Consider the following 17,290-nt stretch of genomic DNA (forward strand, 5'->3'; position numbering starts at 1 on the left):
CGGGCTCGGGACGGCGCGGGCGCGGACGGTCAGAGCATCTGAGGCGTGATCATCAGGAAGCCGCAGTCGCCGAAGGAGACGACGTCGCCCGGCCTGACCTTGGCCGGGCCGACCAGGCGCCAGTCGTTCAGCCGGGTGCCGTTCAGCGAGCCGAGATCGACCAGGACCCAGCCCTCCTCGTCACGGCGCAGCTCGGCGTGCACCCGTGAGACGGTCAGGTCGGCGAGGACAAGGTCGCAGGCGGAGCCGCGGCCCACCACGTAACGGGTCCTGCCGTCGCCGGGCAGCGCGAGCCGGGGCAGCCTGGGGCGTCGCCAGGCCGACTCCACGCGCTTGGTGAAGTCGGAGGCGGAGGCGACGGCCTCGGTGACCATGCGGCGCAACCGGCCGCGTTGCGGCAGGTCGGCGACCAGATTGTCGAGCTCGCCCTGGTTGCGCGCACGCAGGGCCATGTCGACACGGCCAAGGAAGGTGTCGTGCGACAGGCGCCCCTCGACGGCACGGTCACGCAGCTCGTTGATCGCGCGATCGCGGTCCCCGTCGGAGGCGCGGGCCGGGGGGTGCGTCGAGCTCATCCTCCGAGTATCGGCCCCAAGGGCGGAACCTGTCCAGAATATGCAGATCTCTTGCCCCATGGATACTGAGTATGCATACTCAGTATCCATGGTGATCCGACAGGGGCTCCTGGCCCTGCTGAGTCAGGGGCCTCGCTACGGCTACCAGTTGCGTGCCGAGTTCGAGGCGTCGACGGGGGCGACCTGGCCGCTCAACATCGGCCAGGTCTACACGACGCTCTCCCGCCTGGAACGCGACGGCCTGGTGAGCCCCGGCGAGCAGGACGAGCAGGGACGGGTCGTCTACTCGATCACCGAGGCCGGTCGGGCGGAGATGGAGCGATGGTTCGGCACCCCCGTCGCCCAGTCGGACCGGCCTCGGGACGAGCTGGTCATCAAGCTCGCCCTGGCGGTGACCGCCGCCACGGACGTGCGGCCGATCATCCAGGCCCAGCGCACCGCGACCATGCGCACGCTGCAGGCGTTCGTCCGCGCCAGGCGCGCGAGCGCCGAGAACCCCGCCCAGCGGCTGGTGCTCGACTCGATGATCTTCCAGGCCGAGGCCGAGCAACGCTGGCTCGACCACTGCGAGGCCGTGCTCACGGCCACCACCCGGCCCCGAACACCCGCGGCCCCGGAACACCCGAACGCGGATATCCCGCCCCCGGAACACCCGAACCCGTAACACCTCACCACGGATGTCCCGGCCCCGGGCCATCCGAACGCGGATGTCCCAGCCCCGGGACGCCCGAACGCCTGAGTCCCGGACCAGGAACACCCGGACCAGGAACGCCCGGACACGGAACACCCGGCCACGGAACACCCGGACACGAGATCCCCACGCACGTGATCTCCCGACGCGTGATCCCCAGACGCAGGAGACGGACAGTTGACATCCTCCCCACGACCACAGCCACGACCACACCCCGGAACCCGCGCGCCGGAGGGACCCAGATGACCCTCGACCCGGTCGTACGGCTCACGGACGTGACCCGCGCACACGGCGACGGACCCCAGAGCGTGGCGGCGCTGCGCGGGGTGAGCCTCGACGTCGGCGCCGGAGAGCTCGTCGCGGTGATGGGCCCCTCGGGGTCCGGCAAGTCCACCCTGCTCAACCTCGCCGGAGGCCTCGACCTGCCCACCTCCGGCTCCGTGGTTGTGGAGGGCACGCCGCTGGCGAGCCTGACGGCCGGGGAACTGGCCGGGCTCCGGCGCAGGCGCGTGGGCTACGTCTTCCAGGACCTCAACCTGATCCCGTCGCTCACCGCGCTGGAGAACGTGACCCTCCCGCGCGAGCTGGACGGGATCGCCTTCAGGAACGCCCGCGGCGAGGCGATGGAGGTGCTCGCCGAGGTCGGCCTCGGCGAGGTCGCCGGCCGCTTCCCCGACGAGATCTCCGGCGGCCAGCGCCAGCGGGTCGCCATCGCCCGCGCGCTGGTGGGGGAGCGACGGCTGATCCTGGCCGACGAGCCCACCGGCGCGCTCGACACCCCGACCGGCGACGACATCCTCCGGCTCCTGCGCACCCGCTGCGACGCGGGAGCCGCCGTGCTGCTCGTCACCCACGAACCCCGCTACGCCGCCTGGGCCGACCGCGTGGTCTTCCTGCGCGACGGAGAGATCGCCGACTCCACCGCCACCCCTCTGGAGAGTGCCCGATGAGCGAGCGACCGGACACGCCGAGCACACCCGCGGATTCCCGGCGAGCGGATCCCCGACGATGGGCGGGGGCGCCCGCGTGAGCGCGATCCTCGCCGCCCTGCGCCTCTCCCGCCGGGAGATCGGGCGGGCCAAGGGACGCAGCGCGCTCATCATGGTCATGGTCGGCCTGCCGGTCATGCTCCTCGCGGCGGGCCTGACCTGGCAGGCCACCGAGAACATCACGGTCAGGGAAGGGCTGGACTGGAACATCGGCACGGCCGACGCGCACGTACGGGGTGCGGCCTTCGACAGCCCGGTGCGGCAGGGCGTCGGCGCCGACATCTTCCACGTGAAGGGCCGCAACTTCGAGGAGCGGACCCTCACGGAACAGGAGGTCCTCACCCTCCTCGGGCCGGGCAGCCGCGCGGTCCCCCTGCGCGGCCTCTGGACCGGCTACGAGACGGCCGGTACCTACCGGGAGGCCGACCTCTGGGAGATCGACCTGCACGACCCGATCACCGCGGGCATGTACACACTCCGGTCAGGGCGCCTGCCGCGCGCGGCGGGGGAGGTCGTGGCAGACATCGGGCTGGGGCTGCCGGAGGGCAGAACCCTGACCCCGGCCGGTACGAGCACCGCCGTCACCGTGGTCGGCGTCGTCGAGTCCCAGCGCAAGCCGGAGAGTCTGGTCGCGCCTCCGGGAACCGTGTTCGACGACCCCGGGAAGGTCAATACGAGCTGGCTCGTCGACACTCCCGCCCCCGTCTCCTGGCAGCGGGTTCGCGAGATCAACCGGCACGGTGTCAGGGTCCTCTCGCGAGCGGTGGTCGACGATCCGCCTCCCGCGGGTGACGGCCCGGAGGATCCTCTCCCCTACGGGTCGATGCGGGCCTCCGAGGTCGTGATGGTCACCCTCGGCGCGGTCGTCGTCGTGCTGGAGGTCGTCTTCCTGGCCGGACCGGCGTTCGCCGTCGGCATCCGGCGGCGCCGGCGCGAGCTCGCGCTGATCGCCGCGCAGGGCGGCTCACCCCGCCACCTGCGCGGTGTCGTCCTCGCCGACGGGCTCACCCTCGGGCTCGCGGCCTCCCTGCTCGGAGCCGCAGGGGGGATCGGGATCGGCGCGGCCGTCGCGCCGTTCGTCCACCGCGGCCCCCTGGAGGTGCCCGTCGGCCTGATCGCGCTCGCCGTGCTCCTCGGGGTGGTGAGCGCGCTGCTCGCGGCGATCGTCCCCGCCGTCCAGGCGTCGCGGGCCGACGTGGCGGAGGTGCTGGCCGGCCGCCGGGGCCGGGCGAGGGAACGCCGTGGCCTGCCGGTGCTGGGTGTGGTGCTCCTGGCGGTGGCGATGGCGTTCGTCCTTCTCGGCGCCGCCTTCGCGAGGCGGTGGTCGCATTACGGGGCGTGGCAGCCGGTCAGCATGCTGCTGGGCGCGGTGCTCGGGCAGCTCGGGCTCGTCCTGCTGACGCCGTGGCTGGTCGGCGTCGCCGCGCGCCTGGCCGCGCGGTCGCCGCTGCCGTTCCGTATGGCTGCCAGGGACGCCGTGCGCAACCGTGGCCGCACCGCCCCCGCCGTGGCCGCGGTGCTCGTCGCGACCGCCGTCTTCGCCACCGCGGCGGTGATGGTCTCCAGCCAGACCGCCCAGGCGCGAGAGCGCTACCTGCCCCAGTACGTGAGGGGGAGCACCGTCGTGTCCTCCTACGAGCCCGAGCCCGCGGCCTGGCGGGAGATCAGGAGAGTCGTCACCTCCGCCCTGCCCGGAGTGCCGCTGATCGAGGCGGGAAGGCTCGCCGGGCCGGAGTCGCAACCCGTCAACGTCGTGGTCCAGCCCGGCTGCTCGAGAAATTGCGAGGCGTTCCTCTCCCGCGCGTCGTTCTACCCCCCGCCGGTGGGCGGTGCCGACCTGGTCCGCTATTTCCTGCGTGGCCCCGACCCCGCCGCCGAGGCCGCTCTCGCCGAGGGCAAGGCGGTGGTGTTCGACCCGAGGGTGTTGCGCGAGGGGAAGCTGGTCTTCACGACCGAGATCACGAAACGCGTCACGCGCTCGGTGCCCGCCGTCGTCCGGCGGCCCCCGGGCGAGCCGCTGGTGACCGCGGTACTTCCCGTCTCGCTGGCGGCCAAGCTGGGCCTCACCGTCGACTACAACACCCTCATCGCCGATCCGGCCGCGGTGAGCACGACGCCGCAGCAGGAGGAGCGGCTGCACGCCGCCGTCCGGGAGGTCAACTCCACCGCCGCCGCCGAGGTCGAGCGGGGTTTCCGTGACGACGACACGGCGACGCTTCTCGCCTTCGCCGCCGGCGCGGCGATCCTCATTCTCGGGGGTACGTTCGCGGCGACCGGCCTCGCCGTGGCGGAGGGGCGTCCCGACCGGGCCACGCTGGCGGCGGTGGGGGCGGCGGGCCGCGTTCAGCGCCTTCTCGTCGCCGGACAGGCCGCGTTCGTCTCCGGCCTGGGGGTGGGAGCGGGGATGTTCGTCGGGCTGGTCGCCGGGGTGGCGAGCGTCCTCGGTGGGTTCTACCGACAACGGGCCCCCGGGATCACGACGATGGACGGCGTGCCGCCCGGCCTGGTCACCTTCGTGATCGACGCGCCCTGGCTCCTGCTGGGAGGCGTGCTGGTCGGCCTGCCCCTGCTGACCGCGCTGCTGGCCGGATCGTGCGTCCGGACGCGGGTGGTGCTCACCCGCCGCCTGACCTGACCCGCCGTTCCGGGTCGTGCCCAGCCGTGCCCGGCCGTCGCCCGGCGCTCCGGGGGCGGCCGGGCACGGCGCGGGTGTCACCTCGCGCCGTGCCCGGCCGGTCGGAGCGCTCAGTCGGTGACGTCGGCGCAGACCACGTGGGCGCCCAGCTCGACCATCCGCTGCTCGCTGCGCGCGTCGGCGACCCTGGCCATCAGGATCGGCGCCTCGCTCGCGGCGAGCTGCGGCAGCCGGGCCCGTACCCCGCGGTGGATGTCCCTGACCACGTCCTCGGCCGCCGACATGTGCACCTTCACGTGCAGCATGATTCCCGGCGCGCCCGAGGAGGTGCTGGCCTCGGAGATCCAGACGTGGTGGACGAGCGGGTAGTCCACGAGCAGCTGCGAGATCGCGGCGCGCAGCGCGGGCAGGATCGGGTGGTCGCACCGGCGGTATCCCGGGTCCACCATCTGCATCGGGCCCGACAGGTGCGGCCGGGGCGCCGGGATCCACGGCTGGGAGGGCGCGGCGGGCACCGGCGCTCTCGGCGGGCGCGCGGGCGCGGGGCGCGAGACCGTTGCCATCGCCCCGGTCGCGTACGCCGTCGGCGCCGCGCTCGACAGCGCGGGCGTGGGGCCGCTGCGCGTCGAGAGCAGGTAGCGCTGGAGATCCTCGATCGGCACGGCCGCGGCCGCGGGACCCGCCGCGTCGATCACGATCTCCCGCACGCCGGTGACGCGCTGGATGTCGAGGATGGTGTCGGCGTCGCACGCCGACAGCGAGTGGCTGCCACGGTGCCGCGCGTAGGTGTCCGCAGAGGTGTATCCGAGCAGGACACGATCACCGGCCTGGGTCGTGCCGAGCACGACGGAGCGGTCGGGGCGCACGGCAACCAGGAGTCCCCATTCGGCCAGCGCCGCAAGCAGCCGGTGCGGATCGCCGTGCTGCGCGAGCACGTTGCCGAGAGCGGGGTTCCCGATGCTCATATGAGGAACGATAGGTAGTGGACCACGGCTTATCAGGGTAATCGCGAAGTTTTCCTGGGATCAATACCAACTTGAATTTTGGGCGCATGAGATCTGTCAAGACGGGTAACCGTCTCCTGTGTCCCCCGAGTCCTCTCACGTCCCACGAGCGTCCCGGGACCCGCGGGAGCCTCCGGGGGCTCTCGGGGCGGCGCGAAGCGTCTCGGATCGCGGGACACTCGTGAACGCGTTCACAAGCGCCGATAGACTACGTGAGGTCCGTGCACCCCTCACCGTCTAGTAAGGATCCAGCCTGTGAACAAGCCCGTCGTACTGGTCGCTGAGGAACTTTCCGAGGCCGGTCTCGCGGTTCTGGGCGCGGACTTCGAAGTCCGCCACACCGACGGCGCCGACCGTGCCCAGTTCCTGCCCGCCCTCGCCGACGTGGACGCGCTCATCGTGCGCAGCGCCACGCAGGTCGACGCCGAGGCGATCGCCAACGCTCCCCGGCTCCGCGTCGTCGCCCGCGCCGGCGTCGGCCTGGACAACGTCGACGTGGAGGCCGCCACCAAGGCCGGTGTCATGGTCGTCAACGCGCCGACCTCCAACATCACCAGCGCCGCCGAGCACACCGTCGCCCTGATCCTCGCCTCCGCCCGCAACGTCGCCCAGGCGCACTCCGCGCTCAAGGGCGGCGAGTGGAAGCGCTCGAAGTACACCGGGGTGGAGCTCGACGAGAAGGTCGTCGCGATCCTCGGCCTCGGCAAGATCGGCCAGCTGGTCGCGCAGCGCCTCCAGCCGTTCGGCGTCGAGCTGATCGCCTACGACCCCTACCTGCAGCCGGCCCGCGCCGCGCAGATGGGCGTCCGGCTGGTCTCGCTGGAGGAGGCCCTGAGCGAGGCCGACTTCATCACCGTGCACCTGCCCAAGTCCAAGGAGACCATCGGTCTCATCGGTGAGCGGGAGCTCCACACGGTCAAGCCGAACGTCCGCCTCATCAACGTCGCCCGCGGCGGCATCATCGACGAGAACGCCCTCTACTCCGCGATCAAGGAGGGTCGCGTCGCCGGCGCCGGCATCGACGTGTTCCCGAAGGAGCCGGTCACCGACAGCCCGCTCTTCGAGCTCGACCAGGTCGTCGTCACCCCGCACCTGGGCGCCTCCACCCACGAGGCCCAGGAGAAGGCCGGCACCCAGGTCGCGCGCAGCGTGAAGCTCGCGCTCGCCGGGGAGTTCGTGCCGGACGCGGTCAACGTCCAGGGCGGCGCCGTCGCCGAGGACGTCAAGCCGGGCCTGCCGCTGGCCGAGAAGCTCGGCCGGGTGTTCACCGCCCTGGCGGGCGAGGTCGCCACCAAGCTCGACGTCGAGGTACGCGGCGAGATCGCCTCCCACGACGTGCGCGTGCTGGAGCTGGCCGCGCTCAAGGGCGTCTTCACCGACGTGGTCGAGGACTCGGTCACCTACGTCAACGCCCCGCTGCTGGCCAAGGACCGCGGCGTGTCGGTCGAGCTGGTCACCAGCTCCGACAGCCCCGACTGGCGCAACGTCGTGACGGTCCGCGGCGTCCTCGCCGACGGCCGCGCGGTCTCGGTCTCCGGCACCCTGGCCGGGCCGAGGCAGATCACGAAGATCGTCGAGGTCAACGGCTACCAGATGGAGATCGAGCCGACCGACCACCTGTCGTTCTTCACCTACACCGACCGGCCCGGCATCGTCGGCGTGGTCGGCCGCATCCTCGGCGACCACTCGATCAACATCGCCTCGATGCAGGTGGCCCGTGACGCCAAGGGCGGCAAGGCGCTCATCGCGCTCACCGTCGACACCGCCATCCCGGCCGAGGTGATCGACCAGATCGGCTCGGAGATCGGCGCCGACAGCGGCCGCTCGGTCGACCTGGCCGACTAGCCGTCCCGCCGATGTGGCCGCCGTCCCGGAGACCGGGGCGGCGGCCACATCTCGTCTCAGCATGTGGGAAGTGTGTACGCCGGGCGAGACGCTGTTCCCGTGGCCAGGTAGCCTGGAATGAAATGCGCCAGGTTCTCGTAATTCCTACCTGCCGCGGCGAGGCCTGACAGGGGCAGGCCGGCGACTCGCCGCGGTGTCGTGGCGCGTGCCGGCTCCAAGCCCCCGCCGCCGGTCCGTGATCCGGACCCGCGACATCAGGCCTGGTCGGAGTCCCGACCGGAGTCTCGACCACCTTCATTGCTGGCATGCGACCGAGACGAGATTCGCCATGTACGACATGTATCCCTGGAACCGTCCCGACGAGACCGAGGACGAGGCCGCCGACGCGCTCCAGACCGCTCTGGACCGCAGGGACAACGGTGGTGCCCCCACTCGCTGAACCCGTTCTCGCCGCCGCCGGGATCTTCACGGCCTCCCGGCGTTGATCCGCCGGCGTGTCTCATCCGCCGGTCACCGTTTCGGTCGCGAGCTCGACCCGCTTGGCCAGCTGGACCCCCTGCGGGTCGGGGCGCACCGCGCCGGCGAAGGACTCGCGGCGCCAGGAGTCGAGTTTCTCCTCCTTGACCACGTCGCCTGTCTGCGGGGCGTGAACCATGTAGCCGGGCTTCGTGATCATGCCCACGTGGCCGAGGCCGCTGAAGAAGACCAGGTCACCGGGCTTGAGGTTCTTCCAGGCGATCTTCTTGGAGAAGGCCGCGTACTGATCGTTGGTGACGCGGGGGAGCTTGATCCCGGCGGCGCCGTAGGCCCGGAGCACCAGGCCGGAGCAGTCGAAGCCGCCGTGGCCGGTGCCGCCCCAGACGTAGGGCGTTCCTTGCTTGGACAGGGCCCACTTCACGGCTTTCTGCCAGGCGGGCTTGACGGCCACGGCCTTCAGCGCCTCTTTCAGCGCGGGGGTGTGGAGCGCGGCGGGGCCGGGGGCCGGGGGAGGGGAGGCGGCAAGGGCGGCGGTCGAGGTCGCGAAGACCGCGGCGCCGGCGACGGCCACGGAGACGGAGATGGACAGGACGCGGGGGAGAACTGTGCCGGACAGGATGATTCCTTCCATAAGGCCGGCCGGGTGAGCTGTCGGGCTCGGGCGTGGAGGCCGCCCTACGGCGCGAGAACGCGCTGATTCGCCCCAAGGAATCCACCTGACGACGACCGGGAACGGCGCTCCGGGGGAGGAGCGGTGTTCCCAAGGCCAGGTAGATCCCGTAAAGAGTGGTTCCCCGGCTCCGTACGGGCCCGGTTAGGGGATGACCCGTACGGATTAGGCAGTGATGTGAATGGGAGGACCATAACCAAACCTCACGAAACGGTCAATACCAAGCAAAGACGGACAAAACGATCAGAGGTCCCGTCGGGCGGATGTGTCCGCAGGGTGAGATCGGTGTTCGATCACCGAGACGGACCGGTAAGGTGCCTGCATGGATTCGCGTAACATTCGCCTGGCGGTCATCCCCGGGGACGGAATCGGAGTCGAGGTCGTCACCGAGGGGCTCAAGGTCCTCGAAGCGGTCGGCACGAAGGTGGAGACCACCACCTACGACCTCGGCGCCAGGCGCTACCACGAGACCGGCGAGACCCTGCCCGACCAGGTCCTCGACGAGCTGCGCGGCTACGACGCGATCCTGCTCGGCGCGGTCGGCGACCCCAGCGTGCCCCCGGGCGTCCTGGAGCGCGACCTGCTGCTCAAGCTCCGTTTCCAGCTCGACCACTACGTGAACCTCCGCCCGGTCAAGCTCTTCCCCGGCGTCGAGACGCCGCTGGGCAAGGCCCGCCCCGAGGACATCGACATGATCGTCGTCCGCGAGGGCACCGAGGGCCCGTACGCCGGGGCGGGTGGCGTCATGCGCCGGGGCACCCCGCACGAGATCGCCACCCAGGAGTCGCTGAACACCGCCTACGGCGTCGAGCGCGTCGTGCGCTACGCCTTCGACAAGGCGCAGGGCCGCCCCCGCAGGAAGCTGACGCTGGTCCACAAGACCAACGTGCTCACCTACGCCGGTGACCTCTGGGCCCGCACCTTCGACCGTGTCGGCCTGGAGTACCCCGACGTCCAGACCGACTACTGCCACGTCGACGCGGCCTCGATGTTCTTCGTCAGCCAGCCCGAGCGCTTCGACGTGATCGTCACCGACAACCTCTTCGGCGACATCCTCACCGACATCGGCGCGGCGGTCGCCGGTGGCATCGGCCTGGCGGCGAGCGGCAACGTCAACCCCGACCGCACCGCGCCGAGCATGTTCGAGCCGGTCCACGGCAGCGCCCCCGACATCGCGGGCCAGGGCAAGGCCGACCCGACCGCCACGATCCTGTCGGTCGCCATGCTCCTCGACCACCTGGGCCTGGCCGCCGAGGCAGCCAGGGTCGAGCGGGCCGTCGCAGACGACCTGGCCGAGCGGCCGGCCGGCCGGACCGGCCGGACCACCCGCGAGATCGGCGACGACATCACCGCCCGAGTAGCCGGCTGAGGAAGCCGCCCTCCTCGACCCCGACGCGCCTGGCGGCTCATCCGAGCCGCCAGGCGCGTTTTTGTTTCTCCAGCACTGCCGGTTTTCGGCATGGATGGAGTAGTTTCCCGTTACCCGGTCCGACGCAGAATGGACCCAAGGGTAAGCCAGACACCAAGAGAAGGATCCGTGCGATGACCACCGCTCAGAAGCTCAGCTTCGACGTGCAGCTCTCCGACCACGCTCGCACCGCGGAAGAGCGCGAGCAGGTACTGGCGAGCCCTGGGTTCGGTCAGGTCTTCACCGACCACATGATCTCGATCGACTACACCGAGGGGCAGGGCTGGCACGACGCCAAGCTCGTGCCCTACGGCCCGCTCAGCCTCGACCCCGCGACGTCGGTCTTCCACTACGCGCAGGAGCTCTTCGAGGGGCTCAAGGCCTACCGCCAGGAGAACGGCTCGATCGTGACCTTCCGGCCGGAGGCCAACGCCGCGCGCTTCAACACCTCCGCGGCGCGGATGGCGATGCCCGAGCTGCCCGAGGAGACGTTCGTCGAGTCACTGGAGCTGCTCGTCCAGACCGACCGCGAGTGGGTCCCGACCACGCCGGGGCACAGCCTCTACCTGCGTCCCTTCATGATCGCGACGCAGCCGGCGCTCGGCGTCAACTACCCGTCCAGGACCTACAAGTACATGGTCATCGCCTCTCCGGCGGCGGCCTACTTCGGCGGGGGCAAGGCCGTCACCGTCTGGCTCTCCACCGAGTACACCCGCGCGGCCCCCGGCGGGACCGGCTTCGCCAAGTGCGGCGGCAACTACGCGGCGGCCTTCGTGGCCCAGCGCCAGGCCGTCGAGCAGGGCTGCGACCAGGTGGTCTGGCTCGACGCGAGCGAGCACCGCTACGTCGAGGAGATGGGCGGGATGAACCTGTTCTTCGTCTACGGCGACCGCCTGCTGACCCCCGCGCTCACCGGAACGCTCCTGCCCGGAATCACCCGCGACTCGATCCTCTCCTTCGCCTCCGACCTCGGCCTCCACGCCGAGGAGGGGCGCCTGTCGGTCGAGGAGTGGCAGCGCGGCTGCGAGACGGGCGAGCTCACCGAGGTCTTCGCCTGCGGCACCGCCGCGGTGGTCACCCCGGTCGGCTCGGTCAAGGGCGCCGACCGCGCCTGGACGATCGGCGACGGCACCCAGGGCCCCGTCACCTCGAAGATCCGCGAGGAACTCGTGGGCATCCAGTACGGGTCGCGTCCCGACCCGAACAGCTGGGTCCACAAGATCTGCTAACCACGTACGGAACCCGCTGGTTCCGCTGGTTTCATACGGAGAAGATCCGCGGGAGCCGGTCGGCCGGAGTGCCGGTCGGCCCCCGCGTGAAGGAGACCCGGCTCCCACTCCGCGTCCCTGTGCCGGGCCTTCTTCCAGGCGGGGGCTATCCCTCGATCAGCTTGCCGGTGTCGATCGTGAGGTCCCAGGGCGCGGGAAGTTCAAGTGGCTTGCCCAGCGACTCGGTGACCTCGTCGGCGTAACCCTCCGGACCCGGTCGGCTGAGAAGCCTGAACCGGTTCGCGAAGGTGTCGATGACCAGATAGAGCGGAACTCCCGCGAGGGCACAGGCCCGAGGCTTGACCACATGGTCATCGTGAACACTGCTCGGGGAGACGACTTCGGCGACCAGCAGCGTGGCATTGGCGTACACGTGGCTGGGATCCCAGAGGGGCGGGTTCGGAGGAACGACGATGAGGTCGGGTTCGAAGCGATCGGCCTGAATCTGCAGGAGAAGTCTGGCTTCCGGGTAGACGCGCCATCCTTTCTCCAGCGAGAACGGTATGAGCTGTGCCATCAGCTGGTAGACGACGTCGGCATGGGCGATCGTGGGCATTTCTCTCACCACGATCCGACCGTTGATGATCTCGATTCGATGCTTCTCGAACCGGTCGACGAGCTCCAGGTAGAGCCGTTCGAGCTCTTCCTGATCTGTGATCTGGTAGGCGATCGATCTCTCCATGAGCAGTCCCATGAGCTCCTCCTTCCCTCCGCGCGGGTGGGCGCAACGTGTTTTTCACATCACGTAAAGTAATCGGAAAGATTCTCGTGCGCCTGCGATTCGGGAAAGTTCTCGTCAGTGCTTTCGAATCATGGTGAGGCCGTCGGCGATGGGGAGCATGATCGAGGTGACCCGCGCGTCGGCGCTGACCATGTCGTTGAACTCGCGGATGTGCCTGACGGTCTCGTCGTCCCTGCTGGGGTCGGCGACGTGGCCGCTCCACAGGGTGTTGTCGATGAGGATCACCCCGCCGGGAGCCAGGCGCGACATGAGGATCTCGTAGTAGACGGGATAGTTGACCTTGTCGGCGTCGATGAACGCCAGGTCGACGGCCGGGTGCTCGGGAAGCTCTCGCAGCCGTTCGGCCGCGGGGCCGATCCTCAGCTCGATGAGGTCGGCGACCTCCGCCTTGGCCCAGTAGGTCCTGGCGATCGCCGTCCACTCCTCGCTCACGTCGAAGCAGGTGAGCCCGCCGCCGGGGGCGAGCCCGCGGGCCAGGCAGATGGAGGAGTAGCCGGTGAAGGTGCCCACCTCCACCGCGTTCCTGGCGCCGCCGAGCTGGGCGATCATGGTGAGGAACCGCCCCTGGTCGGGGGAGATCTGCATCGACGCCTTGTGGCCGGTCAGCTCGCGGGTCTCGAGGGCGAGCGCGTCGAGGACGTCGTCGGGCTGGGTGGTGTGCGCGAGCAGATACTGCCCCACGGTGGGGTCGAGATAAGTCGCCTTCATGGGGCCCATTCTCACCCGTGCCGGACGGCCGCGGGGGGTGATTCGGGTCGTGTCCGGGACTCGTCCGGGTCCTGTCCGGGTCTCGTTCGGATCTTGCCCCGCCGGCGCGTGGCTCGTGCCCGGGCCCGCGCGGTTCGTGCCCGGCCCCTGTTCGAGGCCTGTCCGGGGCCTGTCCGGGGCCTGTCCGGGGCCTGTCCGGGGCCTGCCGGGGCTCGTGTCCGGCCCGCGCCAGGAGTCCCGTTCGGAGATCTTTTCGGCCCGTACCGGAATCCTGCCCGGCCCCGGACCCGGACCCGGATCCGGGCCTGCTCCGGGCCTGCTCCGGGCCTGTCCTCGGGTCGCGCCGACACGCCGCTGGTCTCGGATCCTGAGATCGATGTGTCAGATGGTGTCGGCGTATGGCAGACTCCCAAGCATCATGTTCTACGGTCTGCTCATTATCGGCAGGCGCGCTGGCTGAAAAGGGACACCGCCAGCGCGCAGACCTCTCACGTCCGTGAGGGGTCATTTTTGTTTCCAGAAGCCGGATGAGCGCGCGGCGAATCATCGAACCCGCGAAGGAGAACGACATGGCCGACGATCGCTTCCACGTGTACGACACGACTCTGCGTGACGGCGCCCAGCAGGAGGGCCTCAACCTCACGGTGGCCGACAAGCTGACCATCGCGCGTCACCTGGACGGTCTGGGCGTCGGCTTCATCGAGGGAGGCTGGCCCGGTGCCAACCCCAAGGACACGGAATTCTTCAGGCGCGCTCAAACAGAGCTCGACCTGAAGCACGCGCAGCTCGCCGCGTTCGGCGCGACCCGCCGGGCCGGTGCGAAGGCAGCCGACGACCCGTTGGTGGCCGCACTGCGCGAATCCGGCGCGCCGGTCGTGACCCTTGTCGCCAAGAGTCACGACCGGCACGTGGAGCTGGCCCTCCGCACGACCCTCCAGGAGAACCTCGCGATGATCCGCGACACGGTCTCCCACCTTCGTACGGAGGGCCAGAGGGTCTTCCTCGACGCCGAGCACTTCTTCGACGGCTACAAGTCCAACCCCGACTACGCGCTGGAGGTGCTGCGCACCGCCGCCGAGGCGGGAGCCTCGGTCATCGCGCTGTGCGACACCAACGGGGGCATGCTCCCCGACGAGCTGGCCGAGGTCGTGCACGCGGCCGTCGGGACGTCGGCCAGGATCGGCATCCACTGCCACGACGACACCGGCTGCGCGGTCGCCAACTCCCTGGCCGCGGTGAAGGCCGGAGCCACCCACGTGCAGGGCTGCGCCAACGGCTACGGCGAGCGCTCGGGCAACGCCAACCTGTTCACCGTGGTGGCCAACCTGCAGCTCAAGCGGGGATTCGACCTCGTGCCGAGGGAGACGCTGGCCGACATGACCAGGATCGCCCACGCGATCACCGAGGTCACCAACGTCACCCCCAACTCCCACGCTCCCTACGTGGGCGTCTCCGCCTTCGCGCACAAGGCCGGGCTGCACGCCAGCGCGATCAAGGTCGACCCCAACCTCTACCAGCACATCGACCCCGCCGAGGTCGGCAACGACATGCGGATGCTCGTCTCCGACATGGCCGGACGCGCCTCGGTGGAGCTCAAGGGCCGCGAGCTGGGCTACGAGCTGGCCTCCGACACCTCGCGGGAGCTGGTGAACCGGGTCAAGGAGATGGAGTCGAAGGGATACACCTTCGAGGCCGCCGACGCCTCCTTCGAGCTCCTGCTCCGCGACACCGTAGCGGGCGAGCGCAAGCGTCACTTCCAGGTCGAGTCGTGGAGGGTGATCGTCGAGCAGACCCGGGGCGGCGAGGTCGTCAGCGAGGCCACCGTGAAGCTGCACGCCAAGGGGGAGCGGATCGTCGCCACCGGTGAGGGCAACGGCCCGGTCAACGCCCTGGACCGGGCCGTACGGCTGGGGCTGGAGCGGCTCTACCCCGAGCTGGCGGCGGTCGAGCTGATCGACTACAAGGTGCGCATCCTGGAGGGCACGCACGGCACCGACGCCGTCACGCGCGTGCTGATCACCTCCAGCGACGCGGCCGGGGAGTGGTCCACGGTCGGTGTCGACGAGAACATCATCGAGGCCTCCTGGCAGGCGCTGGAGCAGGCCGTCACCTACGGCCTCCTGCGCGCGGGCCACAACGCCTGAGGGCACCCGCGGTCTCCTGCGTGCGGGTTCATACCGCTTGAGGGCACCTGCGGTCTCCTGCGTGCGGGGTCATACCGCTTGATACCTGCGGTCTCCCGCGCGCGGGCCACGCCGCCTGACAGCACCCGTAGTTTCCTGCGCGCGGGGTCATACCGCCTGATATCTGCGGTCTCCCGCGCGGGCCACGCCGCCTGACGCGTCTGCCCCGGCCCGTGGTCGGACCACCGGCCGTTTCCCCGCCGGAAGGCACCGGGAAACGGCCGGGGAGCGCGTCAGGAGAGGTCGGCGCCGCTGACGCGGAAGCTCACCTTGCCGCCGGAGGTCTCCAGGCTGACCTTGCCGCCGGAGCAGGAGAGCGACGGCGTCCCGCTGCCGGGCACCACCACGGTCAGCACGGAGGCGCCGGAGGCGGGTGCGACGACCGCGGGGGCGGGGTGTCTCTGCAGGTAGGCGGAGGAGACCCAGCCCTGGTACGGGTTCTTCTGGCCCTGGACCACCTTCAGCCCGGCGACCGGCCGGCAGGAGGGCATCGAGACCTGGACGAGCGTGGCCTTCCACCCCGTCTTGTCCTTCACCACGACCTGGCCGCCACCGTTGGAGACGGTGGAGAGATCGCGGGAGAAGTGCCAGACGTTGCGCACCTTCGAGCCCTTGGGGACCGTGTCCAGCACGGCCATCACGTCCTCGTGGTGGTTGACGAGCACCGAACGGGTCCTGGGCTTGCCGTAGGCCCTGTCGGTCAGCCGGTAGCTCTGCCGGTCCTGCCCGATCGAGGACCTGCTCAGCGCGGTGGCGGTCTTGCCGCGAAACCTCGCCCCGGCCACCATCGACGTGTTGTGCGCCTCGGGGGACATCGTCCAGTCGCGGTAGCCGCTGTTCTCGTACGAGTCGAAGCCGGAGTCGACCAGGACGTCACGGCCCTGGGCGTAGTAGGTCACGCCCAGGTGGTCCTCGTGGCCGTGGTACTTCATGCCGGGCCCGAAGCGGACGGAGTAGAACGCCGACTCGGGCTTGTCCCAGGCGGTGCGCCCGTAGACGTAGCCGCCGCCGAACACCCGTACGGTCTGCTTCGGGTGGCTGTAGCCGACCGGGCGCACGTCCGCGCCGCCGTCGCCGATGGGGACCATGAACCCGTCGGGCTGGGTGGAGTGGGAGATGAAGTCCTCCAGCGACTCCCACCGCCGGGAGATGTCGCCGGGCACCTTCCGCTTGCACGCCCTGATGTTGTCCATCGCGACCTTCAGCCGCTCGTAGACGTAGAGCGCGTAGCGCGGGGCCTGCTCGCGCAGCGCCCCCTGGGAGTCGACGTCGAGCCTCACGGTCTCGGTGAGCCGTTTGATCGCGAGGCTGGACCACTGGTCGCGGCCGTAGCGGCAGCCGATGCCGAGCAGCGCGATGTCCTGGTCGATGCCGTGGTTGTGGCCCTTCTCGTACAGCCTCGGGTCGGAGAGCATCTTCGCGTGCTCGGCCAGGCTGCCGGTGAGCCACGAGCCGCCGGCGTGCTTGCTGAGGCAGACCAGCGCGGGGGCGCGCAGCGCGATCGGGTGCTCCTGCCAGGCGTACGGGCTGGTCTTCGCGCCACCGCGGGGGTTGTCGGCCACCCAGTCCTTGGCGATCTCGACGGCCCGCGCCAGGTACGCCTCGTTGCCGTTCGTCTCGTAGTCGGCGACGAGACGGCCCATCCAGCGCAGCGAGTGGAAGACCATGCTCCACGAGCGGTTCCGGTAGGGGTCGGTGCGCCAGTTGACGTCCTTGCCGACCTTCACCGGGTCCAGGTCGAGGAAGTCGACCTGGCCGTTCATGATGTCTGTCGCCGTCGGCGTGGCGGGCAGCCAGTCGCCCTGGCACTCGGCGGTGCGTCTCGCCTCCCTCGCCTGCGCGGTACCGACCGTGACGCCGCAGGTCATCAGAAGAATGATGCAGAGAGCGAGTGCTTTTGTGCGGCGGCGCACGCCAGTTCCTTCCGGGCCGAACGAGGGGGGCGGATCATGCTGTCCGAATCCCAACAAACCGGTCAAGCCGGGATGGTCTCTTCTGAAACATCGTTAGCAACTAGATGCGGGTCTCCCAGTTTGCTCACAGCGTTCACCGTGTTCACAATGTGCGCGGGGCGCACGGCGTTCTCGCGGCTCAC

Annotated in this window: 13 protein-coding genes and 1 riboswitch; of the genes, 7 read left to right on the plus strand and 6 right to left on the minus strand. The window is 70.2% G+C overall.

The window, feature by feature from the left end; genetic code table 11:
• Nucleotides 1-29 precede the first annotated feature (29 nt).
• On the minus strand, nucleotides 30-575 hold the full coding sequence (locus AC5L38_RS17705) for a DUF1707 and FHA domain-containing protein (protein ID WP_389914859.1): 546 nt from the start codon (nucleotides 573-575) through the stop codon (nucleotides 30-32).
• An 88-nt stretch (nucleotides 576-663) separates the two neighbouring features.
• Here AC5L38_RS17705 and AC5L38_RS17710 point away from each other — a divergent pair, with 88 nt between their 5' ends.
• From AC5L38_RS17710 to AC5L38_RS17720, 3 genes are all read left to right on the plus strand, one after another.
• Nucleotides 664-1,239, plus strand: coding sequence for a PadR family transcriptional regulator (locus tag AC5L38_RS17710; protein ID WP_495243898.1), 576 nt, complete (start codon nucleotides 664-666; stop codon nucleotides 1,237-1,239).
• 269 nt (nucleotides 1,240-1,508) lie between these two features.
• Nucleotides 1,509-2,216: an ABC transporter ATP-binding protein gene (locus AC5L38_RS17715; protein WP_495243899.1), complete on the plus strand. Its 708-nt coding sequence runs from the start codon at nucleotides 1,509-1,511 to the stop codon at nucleotides 2,214-2,216.
• A 76-nt stretch (nucleotides 2,217-2,292) separates the two neighbouring features.
• A complete protein-coding gene (locus AC5L38_RS17720) occupies nucleotides 2,293-4,890 on the plus strand; it encodes an FtsX-like permease family protein (protein ID WP_495243900.1) in 2,598 nt (865 codons plus the stop codon).
• A gap of 110 nt (nucleotides 4,891-5,000) precedes the next feature.
• On the opposite strand, the gene AC5L38_RS17725 is transcribed toward AC5L38_RS17720, so the two are convergent.
• On the minus strand, nucleotides 5,001-5,855 hold the full coding sequence (locus AC5L38_RS17725) for a hypothetical protein (RefSeq protein ID WP_362693735.1): 855 nt from the start codon (nucleotides 5,853-5,855) through the stop codon (nucleotides 5,001-5,003).
• A 294-nt stretch (nucleotides 5,856-6,149) separates the two neighbouring features.
• Here AC5L38_RS17725 and serA point away from each other — a divergent pair, with 294 nt between their 5' ends.
• Nucleotides 6,150-7,739: a phosphoglycerate dehydrogenase gene (serA, locus tag AC5L38_RS17730; protein WP_495243901.1), complete on the plus strand. Its 1,590-nt coding sequence runs from the start codon at nucleotides 6,150-6,152 to the stop codon at nucleotides 7,737-7,739.
• A gap of 499 nt (nucleotides 7,740-8,238) precedes the next feature.
• Here serA and AC5L38_RS17735 read toward each other — a convergent pair whose 3' ends face one another.
• A complete protein-coding gene (locus tag AC5L38_RS17735; protein ID WP_495243902.1) occupies nucleotides 8,239-8,847 on the minus strand; it encodes a C40 family peptidase in 609 nt (202 codons plus the stop codon).
• Nucleotides 8,835-9,068: riboswitch (cyclic di-AMP (ydaO/yuaA leader) on the minus strand. Its footprint overlaps the gene before it by 13 nt.
• A 140-nt stretch (nucleotides 9,069-9,208) precedes the next feature.
• On the opposite strand from AC5L38_RS17735, the gene AC5L38_RS17740 reads away from it, so the two are divergent.
• Both AC5L38_RS17740 and AC5L38_RS17745 read left to right on the plus strand, forming a co-directional pair.
• Nucleotides 9,209-10,255: a 3-isopropylmalate dehydrogenase gene (locus tag AC5L38_RS17740; protein ID WP_495243903.1), complete on the plus strand. Its 1,047-nt coding sequence runs from the start codon at nucleotides 9,209-9,211 to the stop codon at nucleotides 10,253-10,255.
• 173 nt (nucleotides 10,256-10,428) lie between these two features.
• Nucleotides 10,429-11,523: a branched-chain amino acid aminotransferase gene (locus AC5L38_RS17745; protein ID WP_495243904.1), complete on the plus strand. Its 1,095-nt coding sequence runs from the start codon at nucleotides 10,429-10,431 to the stop codon at nucleotides 11,521-11,523.
• A gap of 145 nt (nucleotides 11,524-11,668) precedes the next feature.
• Here the strand turns inward: AC5L38_RS17745 and AC5L38_RS17750 are convergent, their stop codons facing one another.
• Together AC5L38_RS17750 and AC5L38_RS17755 are read right to left on the minus strand one after the other, a co-directional pair.
• Nucleotides 11,669-12,256, minus strand: a complete 588-nt coding sequence (locus tag AC5L38_RS17750) for a Uma2 family endonuclease (RefSeq protein WP_495243905.1) — start codon at nucleotides 12,254-12,256, stop codon at nucleotides 11,669-11,671.
• A gap of 102 nt (nucleotides 12,257-12,358) precedes the next feature.
• The gene (locus tag AC5L38_RS17755) at nucleotides 12,359-13,012 is read right to left on the minus strand and encodes an O-methyltransferase (RefSeq protein WP_495243906.1); all 654 of its coding nucleotides are present in this window, start codon (nucleotides 13,010-13,012) and stop codon (nucleotides 12,359-12,361) included.
• A gap of 569 nt (nucleotides 13,013-13,581) precedes the next feature.
• Here AC5L38_RS17755 and cimA point away from each other — a divergent pair.
• On the plus strand, nucleotides 13,582-15,156 hold the full coding sequence (gene cimA / locus AC5L38_RS17760) for a citramalate synthase (RefSeq protein ID WP_495243907.1): 1,575 nt from the start codon (nucleotides 13,582-13,584) through the stop codon (nucleotides 15,154-15,156).
• A 272-nt stretch (nucleotides 15,157-15,428) separates the two neighbouring features.
• On the opposite strand, the gene AC5L38_RS17765 is transcribed toward cimA, so the two are convergent.
• The gene (locus AC5L38_RS17765; protein WP_495243908.1) at nucleotides 15,429-17,063 is read right to left on the minus strand and encodes a heparinase II/III domain-containing protein; all 1,635 of its coding nucleotides are present in this window, start codon (nucleotides 17,061-17,063) and stop codon (nucleotides 15,429-15,431) included.
• Nucleotides 17,064-17,290: the final 227 nt, after the last annotated feature.

Source organism: Streptosporangium nanhuense (genome assembly GCF_059358815.1).